At 60.3% G+C, this 21,242-nt stretch carries 21 protein-coding genes; 9 read left to right on the forward strand and 12 right to left on the reverse strand.

Features of this window, described 5'->3' with window-relative positions; all coding sequences use genetic code 11:
* The 3 genes from CO671_RS19620 to CO671_RS19630 all read left to right on the forward strand — a co-directional run.
* Positions 1-538, forward strand: a 538-nt coding sequence (locus CO671_RS19620) for a zinc-binding dehydrogenase (protein WP_141514476.1), incomplete at its 5' end; no start/stop codon positions are given.
* A 111-nt stretch (positions 539-649) separates the two neighbouring features.
* Positions 650-2,224, forward strand: coding sequence for a Re/Si-specific NAD(P)(+) transhydrogenase subunit alpha (locus CO671_RS19625; RefSeq protein WP_097607308.1), 1,575 nt, complete (start codon positions 650-652; stop codon positions 2,222-2,224).
* Between the two features lie 22 nt (positions 2,225-2,246).
* Complete coding sequence (locus tag CO671_RS19630; protein WP_097607309.1) at positions 2,247-3,620, forward strand: NAD(P)(+) transhydrogenase (Re/Si-specific) subunit beta; 1,374 nt, start codon at positions 2,247-2,249, stop codon at positions 3,618-3,620.
* Positions 3,621-3,815: 195 nt separating this feature from the next.
* Here the strand turns inward: CO671_RS19630 and CO671_RS19635 are convergent, their stop codons facing one another.
* Positions 3,816-4,151 carry a hypothetical protein gene (locus CO671_RS19635; protein ID WP_010030244.1) on the reverse strand — a complete coding sequence of 112 codons (336 nt, stop codon included), beginning with the start codon at positions 4,149-4,151 and terminating at the stop codon, positions 3,816-3,818.
* A 193-nt stretch (positions 4,152-4,344) separates the two neighbouring features.
* On the opposite strand from CO671_RS19635, the gene CO671_RS19640 reads away from it, so the two are divergent.
* Positions 4,345-4,659, forward strand: coding sequence for a VOC family protein (locus CO671_RS19640; protein ID WP_010030243.1), 315 nt, complete (start codon positions 4,345-4,347; stop codon positions 4,657-4,659).
* A 72-nt stretch (positions 4,660-4,731) separates the two neighbouring features.
* Here the strand turns inward: CO671_RS19640 and CO671_RS19645 are convergent, their stop codons facing one another.
* From CO671_RS19645 to CO671_RS19675, 7 genes are read right to left on the reverse strand one after another with little or no spacing between them, the layout of a single operon-like run.
* Positions 4,732-5,052, reverse strand: coding sequence for a 2Fe-2S iron-sulfur cluster-binding protein (locus tag CO671_RS19645; RefSeq protein WP_074071251.1), 321 nt, complete (start codon positions 5,050-5,052; stop codon positions 4,732-4,734).
* Between the two features lie 32 nt (positions 5,053-5,084).
* Positions 5,085-6,326: an FAD-dependent oxidoreductase gene (locus CO671_RS19650; protein WP_097607310.1), complete on the reverse strand. Its 1,242-nt coding sequence runs from the start codon at positions 6,324-6,326 to the stop codon at positions 5,085-5,087.
* Position 6,327: 1 nt separating this feature from the next.
* Complete coding sequence (locus CO671_RS19655; protein WP_097607311.1) at positions 6,328-6,882, reverse strand: cupin domain-containing protein; 555 nt, start codon at positions 6,880-6,882, stop codon at positions 6,328-6,330.
* Positions 6,875-7,543 (reverse strand): 4-carboxy-4-hydroxy-2-oxoadipate aldolase/oxaloacetate decarboxylase, encoded by a 669-nt coding sequence (locus CO671_RS19660; RefSeq protein ID WP_097607312.1) that lies wholly within the window; start codon positions 7,541-7,543, stop codon positions 6,875-6,877. The genes CO671_RS19655 and CO671_RS19660 overlap by 8 nt, the downstream gene beginning before the upstream one ends.
* A 45-nt stretch (positions 7,544-7,588) precedes the next feature.
* The gene (locus CO671_RS19665; RefSeq protein ID WP_097607313.1) at positions 7,589-8,503 is read right to left on the reverse strand and encodes an ABC transporter substrate-binding protein; all 915 of its coding nucleotides are present in this window, start codon (positions 8,501-8,503) and stop codon (positions 7,589-7,591) included.
* A 26-nt stretch (positions 8,504-8,529) separates the two neighbouring features.
* Complete coding sequence (locus CO671_RS19670) at positions 8,530-9,555, reverse strand: amidohydrolase family protein (RefSeq protein ID WP_097607314.1); 1,026 nt, start codon at positions 9,553-9,555, stop codon at positions 8,530-8,532.
* A complete protein-coding gene (locus tag CO671_RS19675; protein WP_097607315.1) occupies positions 9,555-10,745 on the reverse strand; it encodes a cytochrome P450 in 1,191 nt (396 codons plus the stop codon). The genes CO671_RS19670 and CO671_RS19675 overlap by 1 nt, the downstream gene beginning before the upstream one ends.
* A gap of 218 nt (positions 10,746-10,963) precedes the next feature.
* Between CO671_RS19675 and CO671_RS19680 the strand changes: the two genes are divergently transcribed.
* From CO671_RS19680 to CO671_RS19700, 5 genes are read left to right on the forward strand one after another with little or no spacing between them, the layout of a single operon-like run.
* Complete coding sequence (locus CO671_RS19680; RefSeq protein ID WP_097607316.1) at positions 10,964-11,755, forward strand: ABC transporter ATP-binding protein; 792 nt, start codon at positions 10,964-10,966, stop codon at positions 11,753-11,755.
* Positions 11,752-12,465, forward strand: coding sequence for an ABC transporter ATP-binding protein (locus tag CO671_RS19685; RefSeq protein ID WP_097607317.1), 714 nt, complete (start codon positions 11,752-11,754; stop codon positions 12,463-12,465). The genes CO671_RS19680 and CO671_RS19685 overlap by 4 nt, the downstream gene beginning before the upstream one ends.
* Positions 12,465-13,346, forward strand: a complete 882-nt coding sequence (locus tag CO671_RS19690) for a branched-chain amino acid ABC transporter permease (protein WP_097607318.1) — start codon at positions 12,465-12,467, stop codon at positions 13,344-13,346. Before CO671_RS19685 ends, CO671_RS19690 begins: the two co-directional genes overlap by 1 nt.
* The gene (locus CO671_RS19695) at positions 13,343-14,302 is read left to right on the forward strand and encodes a branched-chain amino acid ABC transporter permease (protein WP_097607319.1); all 960 of its coding nucleotides are present in this window, start codon (positions 13,343-13,345) and stop codon (positions 14,300-14,302) included. Before CO671_RS19690 ends, CO671_RS19695 begins: the two co-directional genes overlap by 4 nt.
* A 30-nt stretch (positions 14,303-14,332) precedes the next feature.
* Positions 14,333-15,565, forward strand: a complete 1,233-nt coding sequence (locus tag CO671_RS19700; protein WP_097607320.1) for an ABC transporter substrate-binding protein — start codon at positions 14,333-14,335, stop codon at positions 15,563-15,565.
* Positions 15,566-15,967: 402 nt separating this feature from the next.
* On the opposite strand, the gene CO671_RS19705 is transcribed toward CO671_RS19700, so the two are convergent.
* Genes CO671_RS19705 through CO671_RS19720 form a run of 4 tightly spaced genes read right to left on the reverse strand, consistent with a single transcriptional unit; the run spans position 15,968 to position 21,242 of the window.
* A complete protein-coding gene (locus CO671_RS19705) occupies positions 15,968-17,548 on the reverse strand; it encodes a hypothetical protein (RefSeq protein ID WP_097607321.1) in 1,581 nt (526 codons plus the stop codon).
* A gap of 6 nt (positions 17,549-17,554) precedes the next feature.
* Positions 17,555-19,177: a hypothetical protein gene (locus tag CO671_RS19710; RefSeq protein ID WP_097607322.1), complete on the reverse strand. Its 1,623-nt coding sequence runs from the start codon at positions 19,175-19,177 to the stop codon at positions 17,555-17,557.
* A complete protein-coding gene (locus CO671_RS19715; RefSeq protein WP_097607323.1) occupies positions 19,174-19,923 on the reverse strand; it encodes an SDR family oxidoreductase in 750 nt (249 codons plus the stop codon). Before CO671_RS19715 ends, CO671_RS19710 begins: the two co-directional genes overlap by 4 nt.
* On the reverse strand, positions 19,920-21,242 hold the full coding sequence (locus tag CO671_RS19720; RefSeq protein WP_097607324.1) for an FAD-binding oxidoreductase: 1,323 nt from the start codon (positions 21,240-21,242) through the stop codon (positions 19,920-19,922). The genes CO671_RS19715 and CO671_RS19720 overlap by 4 nt, the downstream gene beginning before the upstream one ends.

The raw sequence follows: 21,242 nt of genomic DNA on the forward strand, positions 1-21,242 counted from the left end.
CATCGGCCTCAACGTCTTGCAGGGCCTGCGTCTTGCCGGCGCCGACATGATCATCGGCGTCGACATCAACCCTGACCGCAAGGCCTGGGGCGAAAAGTTCGGCATGACGCATTTCGTCAATCCGAAGGAGGTCGGCGACGACATCGTGCCCTATCTCGTCAACATGACGAAGCGCAATGGCGACCTGATCGGCGGCGCCGACTATACCTTCGACTGCACCGGCAACACCAAGGTGATGCGCCAGGCGCTGGAAGCATCGCACCGCGGCTGGGGCAAATCGATCATCATCGGGGTTGCCGGCGCCGGCCAGGAGATCTCCACCCGGCCGTTCCAACTGGTCACCGGCCGCAACTGGATGGGCACCGCCTTCGGCGGCGCGCGTGGGCGAACCGACGTGCCGAAGATCGTCGACTGGTACATGCAGGGCAAGATCCAGATCGACCCGATGATCACCCATACGATGCCGCTCGAAGACATCAACAAGGGCTTCGAGATGATGCACAAGGGTGAAAGCATCCGCGGCGTCGTGGTGTACTGACGCAAATCTCCGAACGGAATGCGGCGAAGGTTTTCATTGGTTTAGCCTCGGCCGGACCGAACCCCAGCGTCACGTCGGATCAGTGACTTTCAAATTTTAAGGGAGGGATACGTGCTAATAGGGTCGCCTCGAGAGAGGCTGGAAGGAGAGGCGCGCGTTGCAATGACGCCTGACAGCGCCACACAGCTTCAGAAACTCGGATATCAATGTGCCATCGAAACTGGCGCCGGCAAACCCGCGGGCTTCTCCGACGATGCCTACCGTGCTGCCGGGGTAACGGTTGTCGACAGCGCCGAAACGCTCTTTGCAAGCGCCGACGTGATCGCCAAAGTGCGCCCGCCGGAGTCAAGCGACGTGGCGAGGCTTTCGAGCGGCAAGACGCTGATCTCGTTCTTCTATCCGGCACAGAACAAGGACCTGCTGGACCAGGCGAAATCGACCGGCGCCAACGTGATCGCCATGGATATGGTGCCGCGCATTTCGCGCGCCCAGAAGATGGACGCCCTCTCCTCCATGGCCAATATTGCTGGTTATCGCGCCGTGATCGAGGCCGGAAATAATTTCGGCCGCTTCTTTACCGGTCAGGTGACCGCCGCCGGCAAGATCCCGCCGGCCAAGGTCCTGGTCATCGGCGCGGGCGTCGCCGGTCTTGCCGCGGTCGGCACCAGCGTTTCGCTCGGCGCCATCACCTATGCTTTCGACGTGCGGCCGGAAGTCGCCGAGCAGATCGAATCCATGGGCGCGGAATTCGTCTTCCTCGACTTCGACGAACAGCAGCAGGACGGCGCTGCGGCGGGCGGTTATGCCGCGCCCTCCTCGCCCGAGTTTCGCGCGGCACAACTGAAGAAGTTCCGCGAAATCGCGACTGACATCGACATCGTCATCACGACGGCGCTGATCCCGGGCCGCGACGCGCCGAAGCTCTGGCTTGCCGACATGGTAGCCACGATGAAGCCGGGTTCGGTCATCGTCGACCTTGCCGCCGAGCGCGGCGGCAATTGCGACCTGACCGTCCCGGACCAGAAAATCGTATCCGACAACGGCGTCACCATCATCGGCTACACCGACTTCCCAAGCCGCATGGCCGCACAGGCTTCGACGCTCTATTCGACCAACATCCGCCACATGATGACGGACCTGACCCCAAATAAGGATGGCGTCATCGTCCACAACATGGAGGATGACGTGATCCGTGGTGCGACGATCGCTTTGAAGGGCGAGATCACCTATCCGCCGCCACCGCCAAAGATCCAGGCGATTGCCGCCCAGAAACCAAAGGAAAAGCCCAAGGAGCTGACGCCTGAAGAAAAGAAGGCCGCGGAGGCGGCCGGCTTCAGGTCTGCGACGCGAAACCAGGTCGGGTTTCTCATCATTGGCGGTCTCCTTATGCTCCTCATCGGCGCTTTTGCACCGCCGGTGTTCATGGGTCATTTCATTGTCTTCGCACTCGCCTGCTTCGTTGGCTTCCAGGTGATCTGGGGCGTGTCGCACTCGCTGCATACGCCGCTCATGGCAATCACCAACGCCATCTCCGGCATCATCATCATTGGAGCGGTCCTGCAGATCACCGCTGGCGGTTGGCTGGTCACGGCGCTTGCTGCCATTTCCGTGGCGATCGCAACGATCAACATCGTCGGCGGGTTCATGGTGACACGCCGCATGCTGAACATGTTCCAGAAGTCCTGACCGGGTCGAGGGAGAATTGACAATGTCTATCGGTATCCAGACCGCGGCCTATATCGCAGCCTCGGTCCTCTTCATCCTCGCGCTGGGCGGTCTTTCGGGCCAGGAAAACGCAAAGCGCGCCGTGTGGTACGGTATCGTCGGCATGGCGATCGCCGTCATTGCGACGATCTTCGGGCCAGGCGTCGGCCTTTCGGCGGTCCTCATCGTCATGCTCGTGATCGGCGCCGTCGTCGGGGCGGTCATGGCGCGGCGCGTCGAAATGACCGGCATGCCGCAACTTGTGGCGGCCCTTCACTCCTTCGTCGGCCTTGCCGCCGTCTTTATCGGCCTCAACTCCGATATCACGGCGCATGAATTCACTGCGCATGCCGAGCAGATCATCCACGAGGTGGAAATCTTCCTCGGGGTCTTCATCGGTGCTGTGACCTTCACCGGTTCGATTATCGCCTATGGCAAGCTCTCAGGCCGCATCGGCGGTAAGGCGCTGATCCTGCCCGGCCGCCATGCCTTCAACATCGCGATGGTCGCCACCTCCCTCATCCTCATGCTGCTCTACATGAACGGCGCGGGCTCATGGACGCTCTATATGATGACGCTGATCGCCTTCGTCATCGGCGCCCATCTCGTCATGGCGATTGGCGGGGCCGACATGCCGGTGGTCGTTTCCATGCTCAACTCCTATTCGGGCTGGGCAGCGGCGGCGACCGGCTTCCTGCTCGGAAACGATCTTCTGATCGTCACCGGTGCACTCGTCGGCTCCTCCGGCGCGATCCTCTCCTACATCATGTGCAAAGCCATGAATCGGCAGTTCCTGTCGGTGATCCTCGGCGGTTTCGGCAATGCCTCTGGCCCGGCAATGGCTGTCGAGGGTGAACAGGTTGCGATCGACGCCGAAGGCGCTGCCGCCGCGCTTAACGATGCCGACTCAGTCATCATCGTGCCCGGCTACGGCATGGCGGTTGCACAGGCACAGGGTGCGGTCTCCGAGCTCACCCGCAAGCTACGTGCGACCGGCAAGGACGTACGCTTCGCCATTCATCCCGTCGCTGGACGCCTGCCCGGCCACATGAATGTGCTTCTGGCCGAAGCAAAGGTGCCCTACGACATCGTTCTGGAAATGGACGAAATCAACGAGGATTTTTCGAACACGGACGTCGTCATCGTCATCGGCTCCAACGACATCGTCAATCCCGCAGCACAGGAAGATCCGAATTCGCCGATATCAGGCATGCCGGTTCTGGAAGTTTGGAAGGCCAAGCAGGTCTTTGTGTCCAAGCGCGGCCAAGGCACCGGTTACTCCGGCATCGAGAACCCGCTGTTCTACAAAGAAAACACCCGGATGTACTACGGCGACGCGAAGGACTCGATCAACAAGCTGCTGCCGATAATCAACTGATCTCCGCTCCAGGAGGGAGGAGTCTCGCCTACCTGGCGACTACCCTCCCCCAGGCAGACTGCGGATCCCATCGGCTCGCATGCGAGGGCCATACGTATGGCTCGCTAAGCAAGATCGACGTGCTGATGCCCTGGAATTATTCGCGGCGGACAAACGGCTGAAGTCCGCTTTTTTTGCCCGAAGCGGACGTCACGTTCATGATCGGTTGGCCATGCGCCAAACTGCCCACCCTAATCCTTGTCCAGCAAGCCCGCCGCCAAGTACCGGTACGAGCAGGAAAGAGATGAACAATCCGATAAGCCCTACCATCGCGGCAAGCCCATTTACGAAATCGCTGGAGGTGCAAACGTCGCCCCAATAGCATCCGCCGAATGCCATCATCGCTAAATCTATGAGCAGCAGTTTTACCATGAGCCACGTCTGGCCTGCTCTGAAACGGCCTTTTGCGAGTTGCCAGTAGGTGAGCGGAGCGCTGAGAAGGATGATCGGGACCGCTGCGAGTGCATAGGTTTTGAAGTCACCTATATCCATTTTGATCTCCGAAAGCTTCTTGTGAGCCTATCGAGAGCATCTGAATAAATTGGAAAAGTATTGGTCTGCTTTTGGCGCTTTGTTGCTGTTGATGTTGCAGCGGTAGTTTTCGGAACGGCCTACCGCGCTTGGTCAATGTGGCAGGAAGACACCGCTTACCCTTCGGGCACCCAAGGTCTTGTCGGGAGAAATAGTGTCGCGAGGCAATGGGATTGCCAACTCAGAAATATACTCGATCTGGCTCAAGTTCCCCGAACTCGACAGTCCGTTCCTCGAAATACACGAACACGAAGTCACGTTTGATAGGGAGCAGCCGAGAGTGAATGAACCGGGTTTCGGTCACCTGTCGTTCCAGACACCAGATATCGGCAGTATGCTGTCGGAAATTACTCGAGCGGGTGGCGCGCAGATTGGCGAAATCACGGATTTCGGGACGGCGGAAAAGCCATTTCTCATCGCCTACGCACGCGATCCCGAGGGAAATGTCCTTGAGCTTGAGCAGACCTGATCGTCAGGTCTACCCGGGCGTCGTCCAGCCGCCCAGGATGTTCGGTAGATTAAAGTGCACCATCCTCACACCCTAGTCTTCGGGCGCAATTCCAATCACGATGCCACTGAGTGTCTCGTCGAACGGTAGCTGACAGGAAAGCCGGGAGTTCTCCTGGCGGTAGTCGGATCCCTCGAGCAGCTCGGTTTCATCGATCGAGGATACCGGCAAATTTGCGCTCGTGGGAAGCTGCTCTACATACACGTGACAGGTGGCGCAGGACAGACAGCCGCCGCACATCGCCAAAAGTTCGTCAAACCCAGCATTCCGGATATTCTCCATAAGCGAGGCGCCTATCCGTCCGTCGAAGCTATGAAGCTCTCCGTCTCGGGTCCGTACTGATATGGTAGCCATTTTTCCTCCACTTTTCCTACGCCTGCACCGCCTTACGACGTGACGAGGTCAATTTCCTTGAGTTGTCTCGATGTGTCCGCCAAAGCGGCGGGATCGATCCTTGCTGCGCTGTCGACAAGCTTTCGCCCCTGCACGTAATCGCGCGGCGAATTGATGCAATCGAGGGCGAGAACCGCCCCGTCCTTCAGATAGATGAGACTGAAGCTTCGGGACGCAGGATCTCCTCGCATGACGACACTGTCGAAGCCGTAATTGAGGCCGACCGTCTGCATTTTCAGATCGTACTGATTGGACCAGAACCACGGCGTTGCATCGTATTCCTTGAACTGGTCGCAGATCGCCTTGGCAGCGGTGGTCGCCTGATCGGTCGCGTTCTGCACAGATTCGATGCGGATGCCCGGGCCATTTTCCAAGCGGGCGCAGTCGCCGACGCAATAGATGTTCGGCAGCGACGTGCGGCAAAACTGATCGACATCAACACCGTTTTCGCCCTTGGCTCCCACCGCGATTAGCGGATCGACCGATGGGATGATGCCAATTCCGACGACCACGATGTCGGCTGCAATCGCCTCGCCGGAGGCAAGAACGACGCTCGACACGCGGCCGTTCACGCCCTCCACAGAGGCGACATTGCTATTGAGGCGGATGTCGACACCGCGCGCCCGGTGCTCTTTTTCGTAAAAGCGTGATACTGGCTCCCCCGCCACGCGCGCCAGCACACGGTCAAGGGCCTCGACAAGGGTCACGTCCTTGCCGATCTCCCGGAACACTGCGGCCGCTTCCAAGCCGACGTACCCGCCGCCGATGATCACGATCCTTTGCGCATCGGGAAGAACATCGAGCAGTGCGTCGCAATCCGCCTTGCTGCGGATGTAGAAAACGCCTGCCAGGTCTTTGCCGGGGCAGGTAAGCTTCCGCGGATCGCCGCCCGCGGCCCAGACCAGCTGGCCGTAGGAGAAAGATTCACCGCGATCGGTCATCACGGTGCGAGCCGTGGGATCGACCGCGCTCACATGCCGCCCAAGCAACAATTCCACCTCACGCGCGCCCCAGAAATCCTGGGGCCGCAGGTGCATCCTGTCGAATGTCTTCTTGCCCGCCAGATAGTCTTTCGAAAGCGAGGGGCGGTCGTAAGGCACTTCCGGCTCAGCGCCGATCAGCGCGATGCTTCCCGTAAAGCCGGACTGTCTGAGTGCGGCGGCGGTCTGCGAACCGCCGTGTCCGCCGCCGACGATCACGCAGTCGAACGATCGGGTGAGGTTGTCCGGTGTCATCTCACGACTTTCTTTCAGCGCCGATGAGGACGAAGCACATCGTGGCAGGCCTGTCGCCCCTATTGCGCCAGGCATGGCGGGTGCCGCACTGGACCACGACGTCGCCCTGCTTCAGCAAGGTTTCGACGCCATCGTCGAGTTCGAGCCAGATCTCGCCGTCGAGGACGATGTCATAGTCGACCGTGTCGGTGGTGTGCATGCCGGGCGCGTCAGGCTCGAAAGCCTGGATCAGGCCGGGGATGTGGACTGTCTGCTCCGCGAAGGCGGAGGCGTGATCGACGGTTGCGAATACCGAATCCGGCGGGAAGACGACGATCATGAGTTTCGTCGCTCCCGGCTCAGGCGTGATCAATATTTGCGGCGGCGCCTGCTCAGCCTGATCTTGCGGGAGGACGGGTTTGGCGGCGGTGGCGTAAAGAACCGACGTTAAATGTCCCGGCACAGAATCGTAGGCGTGGGCGTTGGGCGTCTGGCCGTCGCTGACAAACACCGACTTCCCGTCCCTGATACCCGTGACGATGCGGCGAGGAATGCGCAATTCAGTAGCCCTATTCATAGGTCAGGCCCTTCGCTTCGAGCTGCGGACGCATGTTGTTGATGTCGAGGCTGAGTTGGCCCGACTCGTAAAGGCCGCGCTTTTCGTCTTCCATCTGTTGTCGCTTGCGGGCTTTTTCGAGCACCTGAGCTGCCTCATCGCGCTTGACCACGCAGACCCCGTCGTCATCGGCGATGATGACGTCACCCGGTTCGATATAGGCGCCGGCACAGACCACTGGCACCTGCACGTTCGCCAGCGTTTCCTTGACGGTGCCCTGGGCTGATATGGCCTTCGCCCATACCGGAAACTTCATCGCACGAAGATCGGCTACGTCGCGGACGCCGGCGTCGGTCACCAGGCCGAGAATCCCTCGCGCCTTGCAGGAGGTGGCGAGCAGGTCGCCGAAATAGCCGTCGGTGCATGGTGAGGTCGGTGCGACAACCAGGATGTCCCCCGGTTGGGCCATTTCCAGCGCCACATGGATCATCCAATTGTCGCCGGGCGGAACCTCGCAGGTCAGTGCCGTTCCACCGATGCGCGCGCCGTCGATTACCGGACGCAGGTGCGGCGCCAGCAGCCCTTTCCGTCCCTGAGCTTCATGAACCGTGGCGACGCCGAGCTTACCCAGCGCCTCACATATTTCGCGGTCCGTCCGCGGGGTCTTTGTCATTACTTTCATCGAAAATCTCCTGGTGTGACCATGGAACGCGCCTCAACAGATCGCTTAGCTGGATGCAGCTTCGAGGAGACCGCGATCGAACACGTCCCCCGCTAGAGGTCTGGCGGCTTCGTCAAGCAAGTTCGCGCGGATCATAAGGTCGATGGTGGTGTCCATCGCAGCTTGTGGAATGGACAGGTCACTGGGCCACATACCCATGTCACGCATATAGCGAAGCCCATGTGACGCCAGATCGACATCCTCCTTCGTCGTGATCCGCTGGAAAATTGGCAGCGTGACATCGTCCCGACCGGGATCGTTGGTGATCGCATAGGCATCGATGAGCGCCCGCAGGAAGCGGACAACCTTGTCGCGGTTGCCGTCCAGCCAGCTCTTGCGGCCGATGACGGCGGCGAAGACGATTTCAGGGATGATGTCGTTGATCTCGCCGATCAGGTTAAAGCCGTCCCGCTCGGCCAGGAAATTCCAGGGTGCCGGCTGCGGCGCGCAGTCGATCTCACCTGCCTGGAGTGCTTCCCAGCGCTTGGTGTGGATGCCGGCGAGTTCGAATTCATAGTCGCCTGGATAATGCAGCCCATCCTTGGCGAGCAGCATCTGCGTGTAGATCGCAGTGCCTTCGGTGAGCGACGACGTACCGATCTTCTTGCCCTTGAGATCCTTGATCGACTTGATCGAAGGCTGGGCGACGAGCGACATCGGCAGGCGGTTCGAGTTCGAAGCGATCACACGCAGTTCCCCACCTTTGACGAAGTCGGAGACCGCGCCTTCCGGCGGCGTGATGGCGAGGTCTGCTTCCCCCTCCATTACGGCGCTGGTCGCCTTGTCGACGGTACCCATCTTTTTGTATTCGATGGACAGCCCATGTTCGGCGAAAATACCGAGTTCTTCGGCGACGAAGACCGGTAGCCAGTTGAACCCTTGCGCCCCGCCTGCGAGGCTCAGATGTTGGCTCGAAGCCATTTGATTTCTCCCTGATAGTTGCGGCTTCAAAGGCCGCGCTCGCGTAGTCTCTTGTCCAACAGCGGGTAGACTCGCCGCGCGTTCCCTTCGAAGACCGCATGTCTCTGGTCGTCGTCGAGCCCGAGCTGATCGATGTATCTCTTGGTGTCGTCGAACGGATGCCCGGTCTCGGGATCGATCGCCTTGACCGCGCCGAGCAGCTCCGAGCCGAAAAGGATGTTCTTGACATCGACGACGTTGAATAGCGTATCGATGCCAGCCTGATGGTAGACGCAGGTGTCGAAGAACAGGTTGTTCATCAGATGCGTGTCGAGGCTGGGCTTTTCGAGCATGATCGACAGTCCGCGGTAACGGCCCCAATGGTACGGGGCAGCGCCGCCGCCGTGCGGGATGATCAGCTTGAGTTCCGGGTGGCGTTCGAACAGATCTCCCTGGATGAGCTGCATGAATACCGCGGTGTCCGCGTTGATGTAGTGCGCTCCCGTCATGTGAAGGCAGCGTTCGCAGGAGCTTGACACGTGGATCATCGCGGGAACCTGGAGGGCGACCATGGCCTCCCACATCGGGTCCCACCACGGATCGTAAATCGGCGGCGCGCTCCAGCGTCCGCCTGAGGGATCGGGATTGAGGTTGCAGCCGACGAAGCCGTTCCCGACGCAACGCTCCAACTCGTCGATGACAGCGGAAAGGTCGCCCTCGACCGTCTGCGGAAGCTGACAGACTGCGGCGAAATTGTCGGGAAACATGTCGACGATGCGGCCGACATTGTCGTTCGACAAACGCGACCACTCCTTGGCGACTGCCAGGCCTGGAACGTGGTGGCCCATGCCGGAGGCACGCGGGCTTAAGAGCGTCACGTGCGAACCGCGCTCGCGCTGTATCTTCAACTGGTTCGCTTCGATGATGTCATGGAGCTGCTTGTCCGGAATGCCCGGATAGATGGGCTGCTCGAAGGATTTGCCTTCCGCATAAGCGACCTGCGCCGTCCGGAAGGCATGATGCTCCGGCGGTTCCGTCGTGAAGTGGCCGTGGCAGTCGATGATGAGCGACATCAGGCGCTCCACTTCGCCGGAAGATCGGAAATGCCGCGGAACCGCCAACCCTTGCCCTTCATCTCGCGCGAGGGGTCGAGCCGGAGTTCAGGCAATTGCCGGAACACCTCCGCCAGTGCGATCTCGCCCATGGCCCTCGACAGGAAGTGGCCGGAGCAGAAATGCGGGCGGAAGCCGAACGACAGGTGCTGCTTCTTCTTGCGGAACATGTCGAAGCTGTCGGCGTCTTCGAAGCGGGTCGCGTCGCGGTTGGCGGAGCCCATGACGATCGCCACAGATGCTCCTTGCGGAATGACAGTTCCCGCGATCTCGAAATCTTCTTTGGCGACGCGCGGCGTCACGCCGATCGGAGCGATCCAGCGGAGGCCCTCGTCGAAGGCGCGCATGGCGTTTTCCTGCGGCTGCTCCGCCATGACCTTCGCTTGACCGGCATTTGTAAGAAGACCGGCGCAGGCGTTCGCTGCCGCATGGCCCGGCTCCTGCAGGCCGCCGAGGATGATGACGCGCATGGTGGGCGAAATTTCCTCCCAGCTGCGGACCTCGCCTTTGGGCATGCCTCCGTACATGACGTGGCTCAGAAGCGAATTGTTGGGCCTGGTGAGGCAGGCTTGGTAAAGATCGCCCATCTGCCTGTCGATGTCGGCAAGCGCATCGTCGAGCCGCTTCCAGATTGCCGCGTCGTTGCCGACATTCTGCAGGCCGAGCGCCATCGCATGGAACCACTCGACGAGGGTCTCGTTGGGCGTTTCCGTCAGGCCGATGACGTCGCCGATGCAGCGCACCGAGATCGGCTCGAAGAGTTCGACCGTGAGGTTCGCTTCTCCATTCTTCTTGATGGAGTCGATATAGCGCTGCACGACCGGGCGCGTCAGACCTTCAACGAACGAGCGCACGCGCTCCTGCGTAAGGTTCTCATCGATGCCTTCGCGAAGGCATTGATGGTCCTCACCGGACATCGTCAGGACGTTCGGCATGCCCATCACGCGGGCTTCCGGCCGGTCAGTCGATCCCGACGGTCCGAACACCTTGTCGTTGCCGCCGACGGTGCGGCAATCGTCGAACCGAGTGATGAAATATTCCTTCGTTCCCTCGAAGAAGGCCACTGGCTGCTCTGCCCGCAGACGCGCGTAAACGGGATACGGATCCCGGTAGAGGTTATCGCCCGTCAGTTCGGTGTGTGATCCCGTCATTGATTTCCTCCCATGCCCCCTTGGGGAGCTGTCGCCAATCTAGCCGCCACGGTCTCCAGCCGGACGGTACGTGGACGTTTCGGGGAAGCAATCGAGTGCGATTGATACTTGACATACCGAAACGTCTTCGGATACTGATAGGTATCCAAAGCGGGGTGAGCTGTCAACAACAGAAATCGACAGATCGAGGAGAAGCCGCTTCAGGAGGGAGGAATAAAGTGAACGACAGCAGCATCGAAGAGGTGCGCCCGGTGCTCCGGGCGCGGGATGTTTCCGTGCAATTTGGCGGCGTGAAAGCGCTGACAGACGTGTCGCTTTCCGTAAGGCCGGGCGAAATCTGTGGGCTGATCGGGCCGAACGGCGCCGGAAAATCGACCTTTCTCAACGCGGCAACCCGCCTCGTAAATTACGCAACTGGATCGATCATGCTCGACGGCCAGCCGCTCGAAGGCGTGGAAACGCGTGACATGATTGGAAAGGGCGTCGCACGGACGTTTCAGAATCTGGGCATCTACGCTTCGATGACGGTTCTCGAGAACGTCATGTTGGGTGCCCATCACCGGCTTGGCGGAAATTTCGCTAAGGCGATCTTCGCACCGTTCCGCGCAAGAGTGCTGGAGCGGTCTACGCGTGAAAAGGCAATGGCGGTGCTCGAGGAGGTCGGCATGGCGAACCTCGCCGCACGCGCGGCCGGCTCGCTGCCCTATCCCCTGCAGAAACGGATGGAAATCGCCCGGGCGCTTGCCGCGGAGCCGAAAATACTCCTTCTCGACGAACCCGCCGGCGGGCTGACCCACGGCGAGGTCCACGAATTCGGCGCGCTCGTCGACGGGATAAGGCGCAGACACAATCTCTCCATCCTCCTTATCGAGCATCACATGGGTTTGGTGATGAGCCTTTGCGACCGGATCGTCGTCTTTCACCTCGGCCGCAACCTTGCCGAGGGAACTCCCGCCGAAATCAAGTCAAACGATGCGGTGATCGCCGCCTACCTCGGGAAAGCGGCATGACCTTCCTGGATATCAAAGATCTGTCCGTTTTTTACGGCAAGACGCGGGCACTGTTTGACTGTTCGTTCTCAGTCGGCGAAGGCGAGTTCGTCGCCCTGCTCGGCGCAAACGGCGCCGGCAAGACGACGCTGCTGCGCGCAGTCTCTGGCCTCCTGCCCTTCAAGGGCTCGGTTTCCTATGCCGGCAAAGCGCTCGACAAGATCTCCGCCCAGACGCGCCTTGCCCTCGGTGTTGCACACATACCGCAAGGTCGCGGCACATTCACGGAGTTTACCGTGGAGGAAAACCTGTCGCTCGGCGCCACGATCGTGGCCAGCCGCTCACAGGTGAGGGAAGACAAGGAACGCTGGTACGAGACGTTTCCCAGATTGCGGGAACGGCGCAACCAACTCGCCGGAAACCTCAGCGGCGGCGAACAGCAGATGCTCGCCGTGGCTCGGGCTCTGATGTCCAGACCGAAACTGCTGATGTGCGATGAACCATCTCTCGGATTGGCGCCCTCGATCACGCAGGAAATCCTGGCGATCTTCAAATCCCTGAACAAAGAGGCCGGCATGACTTTGCTCGTGGTCGAACAGAACGTCGACATTACCCTTCAATACGCCGACAGGGCCTTTGTCATCGAAGCTGGCCAGATCGTCGCGAGCGGTGCGGCAAGCGATCTGATCGGCAACGAAGACATCAAGAAATCATATCTGGGAGTCGCCTGATGAGTTTTTTCTTCCAGCTCGTCGTCAGCGGCTTGACCACGGGCGCCATCTACGCGGCGCTGGCGCTGGCGCTCGTCCTGATTTTCAGGGCGACGAATGTCGTCAATTTCGGCCAGGGCGAGATGGCGACGTTCTCGGCCTATGGCGCCTGGCAACTGATGCAGTGGGGCGTGCCGCTCTGGCTCGCCGTTCTCGCGAGCCTCGTGGCGGCATTCGCCATCGGGATCGTGACATTCCGCCTGATCATCCGACCGATGATGGACGCTCCCGTGGAAGCGACCGTCGTCATCACGCTAGGCATCCTCGTGCTATTCCAGGCCGCCTGCATGTGGATTTGGGGGGCGGAACAGCTCTCCTTCCCAAGCCTTTTTCCAGGTGGCGGCTTTAGTATCGGCGACGTCCGCGTGCTTGCCTCTGCCGTCGGGACACTGGCAATCCTCCTGGCGATTGCCTTGGCGATGGGTTTTGTCTTCCGCTTCACCAAGCTCGGCCTGTCGATGCGCGCAGCTGCCTTCGATCGTACACGCAGCGTTCTCGTTGGTGTCGATGTCGAAAGAATGCTGATGCTCGGCTGGGGCTTCGCCGCCGTCATCGGGGCACTCGCCGCGATCCTGATTGCGCCCCGCCTATTCCTTAGCCCGACGATGATGACACCGATCCTGTTCTATGCCCTGGCGGCTGCAACGCTCGGTGGCTGGGATAGTCCGCTCGGCGCCATCGTCGGCGGTCTCGCGGTCGGTGTCGCCGAAAGCCTGGGGGCAAGCTACCTCCCGTTCATCGGAGCCGACATGCGTATCGCGGTCCCGATCGCGCTGACGTTGACCATCCTGCTCGTGAAGCCCGTCGGCCTGTTCGGCTCCTACAAGGTGACAAAACTATGAGAGACATTTCCCTCTCAACCGCGATCAAGCTTGGTGTCTTCGCAATCGTCGCGGTATCGATCCCGGTCTTCGCCCCGGCCTACGCACTCCAGCAAGTGGCCATAGCGATCGCCTATACAATTGCGATCCTCGGTCTGAACCTTCTGATGGGATATGCCGGGCAGATTTGCCTCGCCCAAGGAACGCTGTTCGGCGTTGGCGCCTATGTTACCGCCATCCTAAACGCGACCTACGGCATTTCTTCGCTGGCCACGCTACCGGCCGCGGCTGCGGTCGCCGCCGCAGTCGGCCTGGTGATCGGCCTTCCGGCGCTCAGGCTTCAAGGTCTGCAGTTGGCCATCGTCACCTTCGGTATCGCGGCGGCATTCCCGCAGTTGCTCCTCAAGATGGGAAGCCTGACCGGCGGCGTATCCGGGCTTCCCGTCGACGCTCCCGAGACGCCTGATTTCATGGCGGATGTTCCGGAGCTTTGGCTTTACCTGATCTCGCTCGCCTGTGCCGGCGTCGGTGCATTGCTCGTCTCCCGAATGCTGTTCGGCGACGCCGGTCGCGCTCTGAGGGCACAGCGCGACAACCCTCAGATTGCCCAGGCGCTTGGCGTGAACCTGACGCGCAGCCGACTCTGGGCGTTCGCGATCAGCTCGGCGCTCGCGGGACTGGGCGGTGGCGTGTTCGCGATCGTCAGCGGCTTCATCAGCCCGGAGTCTTTCCTGGCGATCCTGTCGATCAACATCGTGATTGGCAGCATTGTTGGCGGCGTCACCAGCATCGTCGGCGCCTTCGTCGGCGGCCTGTTCATGGTGTTCGTTCCGAGTTGGGCATCGGACATCAACCTGAGCCTCGGCAATCTGATTTACGGCCTCGCGCTGATCCTCATCATGATGGTCGCACGCAACGGGGTGACTGGCTTCATCGAAAAATGGCTTTCGGTGATTTTTCGGAGGTCGGCTGGCTGAAAGCCCGCCATCGAACTGGGAGGAATTGAAATGAGACTGATCTCTATACTGAAGGGATGTACGATGCAGCTGGCCGCGGCCGGGTTGCTCGTCGCTTCTCACGCTAGCGCCGCGGAACCTTCGCCAGGCATCACAGATGACACGATCAAGGTCGGCGTGACCGGACCTTTGACCGGTCCTGTCGCGGTCGTCGGCGGCGTCGCCGAGGGCATTAGGGCGCGTGTCGAACAGGCCAACGCCGAAGGCGGCGTCAAGATGGGCGACGGCAAGACACGCAAGATCGAACTCGTCATCGAGGACGATGGCCTTGATCCGCAGCGCACATTGGCGAATGTCCGCAAGATGGTGGAAAAGGACAAGGTCTTCGCCTTGGTCGGCACGGCTGCCACCCCGAACAATCTCGCGATCGGACGCTACATCACTCAGAAGAAGGTGCCGAACGTCTTCATGTACTCCGGGGTTATTTCCCTGAACGCTCCGGAGTGGGAAGTTGGGTTCGTGCCGTCCTTCTCGACGGAAGCGGACGCGTTTGCCGAATATCTCGCGATGAACAAGCCCGACGCCAAGGTCGCGTTCCTGTATCTGAACACGGAAACAGGCCAGACATTCATGAAGGCATTCGACCGCGCGATCGAGGGTTCGGCGATTAGAGTGGTCGAACGTCAACCAGTGACATCACAAGACCCCACTGTGGAAACCCAGCTCAATACGCTGAAGGCCTCCGGCGCCGACACGCTCGTCATCATCGCCGCGCCTCGCCAGGGCGGCGAGGCCATCCGCTTCCAATCCGAAAGCGGCTGGAAGCCGTTGACCCTGGTCACAAATCTTTCGTCTTCGTATCCGGTCCTTCAGTCCGTTGGCCTGGAAAATGCCAAGGGTATCATCACCTCAGACTTCCTGAAGCCGATCATTAGCGACCAGAAGTCCAGTGACGAGGGCATCAACCGATACCTCGATGCCATCAAGTCGGCCAAAGTGAACTTTGTCTTCGCCAACACGATCGGCCAAACCGGTTATTCGATCGGCGATGCGCTCATCCAGTCACTTGAAAAGCTAAAGGAGCCGACCCGCGAGGAACTGATGAAGGTCGTCCACAATATGGACGGCTGGCAGAGCCCGCTGCTTTTCGACGGCATCAAGGTGACAACCAAGGAGGGGTCCGACGTCTTTCCGATCGAGGCACTCCAGCTTTACCAGTTCGATGGGCAGCAATATAATCCGGTCGGCGGGGTATTGCATTTTGAAGGAGATACGCACGAGTGAGCGTTACGTTCGCTTCGCGCGCACCATGGCGCCGACCCCTGTCTTCGCCAGTCGGTATCCAAATTGGGCCGCAGGGGACGGTGCGCTTCATTAGCTGTTGAGCGAGTACAGCCGTTCCGGCCTTTGCAAAGACCGGAACGGCCATTTCTTGAAAGCGGCAGCTAACGTGTAGCCACCGATCTGGTTGGAGGAGATCAGCATCGATCCCATTGCGCCGTGAGGCCGGCGAAGCGGACCGACTAACAAGCCAGGAAAACGTAGCCCAACGCTTTTCAGTGCCGCCCGCTTACTTCGGCGCTCCCCGCCTGACCAGCTGACGGCAGGATCTGTATACGCGTGGGCGCTCGTGCTGGTGCTCGCTGGTCTCGTCATTTCAGAATTCGGAAGACGATCTGCTCCAGCTCAGGAGGGGTTTCTGCGGTAGATGCGCCAATCGGCGGTCTCCCGCACGAGGTCATAGTGTCGGGCTATATAGTGCGCATAGATGTCCCGCATGCCGTCTCCGGTCCAGATTTCTATGGGCCACTTCGGGTCGAGGATCAGGTCCACGTCGGCGAACATCTCTTTCGCGGCTGGATGATACTCAGGCCCAAGAGTGCGTCCCCAATGATACCAGACGCTATCTCCGGCCGGCGGCGTGAGACGGAGGCCGGCAGAAAACGGATTAACGAAATCCAGAACGGCAACACGCTTAGACCCGGCATCCAATTGGGAAAGGGCGGCCGAGGCGTCGGCAAGTGTACGGTTGTAACGTTGGAAATATTCGAATTGGCCGGCACTCCACATCTCAACAAGCCGAACCCCGGAAAAGGCAGGCAGCGGAACAGCTTCGCCTCGTCCGCCGGCCGAATAATAGGCATGAATGGCAAGCGACGCAGCATTGCCGACCGCAGCCGGCATGAGCAGAAATGCTACGAGCAGCGGCAGGGCGATCCGCGCTCTTGCATACCGAGAGCGAAGCTCGGCGCGAAAGAGACTTTCCGAGAGCACGGCAGCGCTCGCACCCAGCGTCAGAATCCCAAAGAATTGGAAGTTCTGCTCGATCAGGAGGATTCCTGATGTCATGCAGAAGCCGACAAAGAGCAGATGCCGATAGGTTGGTGTCAGGATGAGAAGGACGACGGCGACAGCCAGGTAAGCAAGAAGGTCGGCGAAATTATTCCGTACCACGTGACCGATCGCCGTCATCGTCGGGAGGCCACCGCTGTTCTTCCCGGCAAGACTGATGTCGAGGAGGTAGTTGACCCCTCCGCCCCAGACCATCTCAATCGCCAGGATGCTAGCGGCGACGATCCCAAACGCGAGCGCCACCCAGCCGGTCTGGCGACGGTCAAAAAGCATGAACACCAGAAAAGCAAGGCCCACGACACCATAGGTGATCTTGGTGTAAAGCATCAGCAGCACGAGGAAGCTGGCGCATGCTGCGTCCGCGCCTTTGCCGCTGGTGGCGCCAGGCAAGCGGCACAGGTACATGACCAGCAGCAAGCCGAGTGACGCCCAGCCGATCCGGTTGTAAAACATGGCAAAGCTGAGCTCCCCGATCCGCTCGCCCGGGTTTGCAGGTACCGCAAGCACCAGAAGCAGACAGCTTGCCAGCAGCAGCCCGAGCGGCCAATGCATTCGGCTGCCGACGATTTCGGCGGCGACGAGCGAAAATAAGAGGATCAGCAGGGACAGTCCCACTGGCATTGCCGCACCCATGCTACCGGACAGAGTGTAGCCGACAGCCGGGATATAGAATGTCAGCGGCCCGAGAGGTGTGTGGAAATCAACGTTCGGCACCTGTCCAGCCGCGATCCGATGTGCGCCATCCAGAAAAACGAATAGATCGTTGACGTATTTGGTTGTGACCGTTGCGCCCGGCAGTGCGAGGAGTCCGGCAAGAAACAATCCGATGCAGGGGACAATGGCACGCCACCAGTTCAACCGAACGGCCGGTCGCGCTGTACCTTTCTCCCGTATCGACGTCGATGCTTGCGTCACCGTGCCTCACTTCGCGCCTTTGCCTGGGCGCCACTGATAAATCGTCCATTCGGATGTCTTCCGCACCACATCGAAATTCGCCGAAAGGAACGGGCCATACAGCTCCTGCAACGGCAGGCTGTTGATGCCTGTTTTGGGCACCATGACGATTTTGACGTCGGCAAAGAGCACCTCCGGCGGGATGTAGGATCTTTCGTTGATGTTGCGGTTCCAGTGAAGCCAGGCGGTGTCGCCGGCGGGCGGGCGAATGCCGAATCCGGCCGAAAACGGGTTTGCAAAATCGAGAACGAAAACCCGTTCGGCTGGAACCGGCAGAGATTGAAGCAGCGCGCCGCCGCTGACGATGCCATCGAGGTAGCGCCTTATGAAATCGGGCTCCCCGCCCGGTGGATCGACTTCCCGGACATCGTCAAATCGCGGCAGCCCGAGAGACTGACCCGCCTTCTCGGTCGCGAGAGCCGTATGCAGGGCGACGGCCGCGCTGTGCTGCACGATCGGAGGCAACAGGAACAAGATAACGATCAGCGGCAGGGCGCCGGCAGCACGAGCCAAGCGTCCTGCTCGTCCGCCTTCATTGTCCGGTTGAAGCCGGGCCGTCTTCTGCGCCAGTACGGTGGCCCCGCAATAGAGCGTGATGATGCCCCAGCTGTGGGCGTTCTGATTGATGAGCGCCACACCGGCGCCGATGCAAAAGCCACAGAAGACAAGATCTTTCAAGCTGCGGCTTTGCCAGGCGGCGAGCGAAGCGACGGCCGCGAACACGGCGAGATCGGACATATTTTCGCGCAGATTTTTCAGAATGCTGCCGACATCATGACCGCCGCTGACGCGCGCCGCCGCCCGCAGATCCTCGATGTGCTGGGCAGTTCCGCGCCAGAAGAACTCGATGGCGACCATCGCCAGTCCTGTCAGCAGCAGGGCTGTCACGCCCCAGCGGCGTTGTTGCCGATCCGATAGAATGATCAGGATCAGACCGGTTCCGGCAAGGCCGTAGGTCACCTTCGTATAGAACGAGACAAGCAGAAGAAAGGCGGCCGCGAGAGCATCGGCAATATTATTGCGCCTGTTTGGCGACTGCGGCGCCAGATACATAACCAACAACAGGCCGAGAGCGACCCAACCGATGCGGTTATAGAACATCGCGAAGGAAGGATACCAGATCGAACTGCCGAGATTGATCGGAGCCGCGAGAATGAGAACAAGGAATATGCCGAGTGCGGCAGCCAACGAAGGTGCGAGGCGCGACGCAAGAATGCGGATCATCGCGGGGATGAAAGCGACGAGGACGATCGCCATCCCAAGTGGTATGGCAGCTCCGAAATTTCCTGACAGAAGATATCCCGCAGCCGGAATGTAAAATACGAGTGGCCCGAGCGCCGTGTGGAAATCGCGGTTCGGCACCTGACCAAAGGCGATGCGATGCGCACCGTCGATAAAGATCAGCACGTCATTGATGAAAGCGGCATTGATGGTCCTGCCCGGCAGTGCCAGCATGGCCGCACAGGCCAAGGCGACGACGATGATCGCGAGTTCCGCCGACAGCAATCGCCGTATCCAGGCCGCAGGTCGCCTGTGGGCACTACCTCTCGCTCCGATGGCGTAGGCGGCCTGATTGGTGGGTTCCGTCACAGCCGCAACCTCTTGAAGATGGACTCTGGGATTGACCGGATTACCGTCATCAGCGGACGCCAGACCGCTCTGACGTAGACGACGTCACTGCGGCTCCCGTCCTCGGCGGCCGCGAAAATCTTTTGCGCCACCTCCTGCGGTTCGGCCGTGAGAAGCGGCGGAAGCTTCATCCCATCCGTCATCCGCGTGCGAACGAAGCCGGGCTTCACGGTCAGCACGCGCACGCCGGACCGGGACAACCTGTTCCTCAAGCCGGACAAGAAGGCGGTCAGGCCAGCTTTGGCGGCGCCATAGACATAGTTCGACGCTCGTCCGCGATCGCCGGCGACAGAGCTTGTCCCCACGATCGTGCCCGATCCGCGCGCCGCGAAACGCTCGGCCAGAAGACCAAGAAGCAAAGCCGGACCCTCGAAGTTGGTCCGCATGACCATGGCGGCATATTCGAGCTCTTGTTCAGCCCGCGACTGCTCACCCAGTTCGCCGACGACGCAGACCACCGTGTCGGGCAAGGGCGATACGGCGCCGAGGAAGGCCTCGAAGCGCGTAGTCTGCAGGATATCGAGCTCATGAACGCTGACCGCTGCTCCAGTCCGAGCGGCGATGTCGTCGGCTTCACGTTGAACGGCCGCGCGCGTCCGTCCTGCCAAATGAATGGCCCAGCCTGCCTCGGCATACACAATTGCCGTCGCCCGACCAATATCCGAGGTCGCGCCGATCATGAGCAGTGTCTTGCCGGTCCCCTTCATATGCCGAGCCTTTTTGCCAAGCGGGAATTGAAGCGACGATCGGCCCCGGTTGCTCTTCGCAGCTCTTTGAACGCGTCCAGTCTGGGGTAGCCGGATTCGAAGGTAAGGCGGGACTGGCGCGCATCCTTGGCGAGATAGAGGCGCCCCCCTGCCTTGACAACCAGCTCGTCGATTTCGTCGAGCAGCCGCAACACCTCTTGCGTGGCCGGCAGGTCGAGCGCGAGCGTATAGCCCGGCGCAGCAAAGGAGAGCAGACCTGCACTGCCTCGCAGCCGTTTGAGAACGGCAAGAAATGAACCTTTGCCCGAGTGCGCAAAACGGTCGAGGATGCTCGCGAGAACCTGGAGCGCGTCAGCATCCGGCACCACGCATTGATGCTGGAGAAAGCCTCGTTTGCCGTAAAGTCTGTTCCATTGAAGGATGCGGTCGAGAGGGAAGAAGTAATTATCCCAATGGACCAACAAGGATTTGGCAGACTTGCGAATACCGGACCGGAAATAGAGCTCATTGAAGGCGGCAACGCTCGCCCTGTTCAGGAGCCAACCCGGCATATCGAGCGGCAGGAAAAGGGCCGCGCTGGAGGGCGAAGGAAAGCGATCGGCCTTCGGCGTCTCACCGACCTGATCCTGTGTTGCGTGCTCGCCCGCAAAAATCAGCGACCGTCCGAGAGAAGCGCCTTTCGACAGGCAATCGATCCAAGCCACCGAATAGGTCGCGTCCTCCGATTGCCGCAGCGCCCTCAATGCTTCGCCGAGATTCTCGGCTACGGTCGTCTTCTGGGTGATCCAACCGGTCTCGATCGGCCTCAAGCGAAAGCTTGCTTCGGCAATGATGCCTGTCAGGCCCATCCCGCCGATAGTCGCTGAAAAAAGCTCCGTATTCTGCGAGCGGCTACAGGTGAGGATCTCGCCGCTGGCGGTCACCAACTTCAGTTCGTCGACGTGATCGCCGAATCCACCATGGCAATGATGGTTCTTGCCGTGAACGTCTGATGCGACCATTCCGCCGATCGTGACGAACTTCGTGCCCGGAACCACCGGCGGAAAATAGCCGCGGGGCACCAGCGAACGCAGGACGTCGGAAAGCATGACGCCCCCCTCTACGGTGAGGACGCGATCGGTAGCATCGAACCTTTTCATCCGGTTCAATCCACCACACATCAAGGTGGAATGCTCGCCGATCGCAGCGTCACCATAGGAGCGGCCATTGCCGCGAGCGATCAAACCTGGGTGCGATGCTGCAATCCCGCTCAGGGCCTCCGGAAACCGGCAGTTCAACACCTCGCTCTCATGACGCGGATAACGTCCCCAGCCCTCCAT

It is taken from the genome of Rhizobium sp. M10, assembly GCF_002531955.1.
Classification (GTDB): domain Bacteria; phylum Pseudomonadota; class Alphaproteobacteria; order Rhizobiales; family Rhizobiaceae; genus Rhizobium; species Rhizobium etli_C.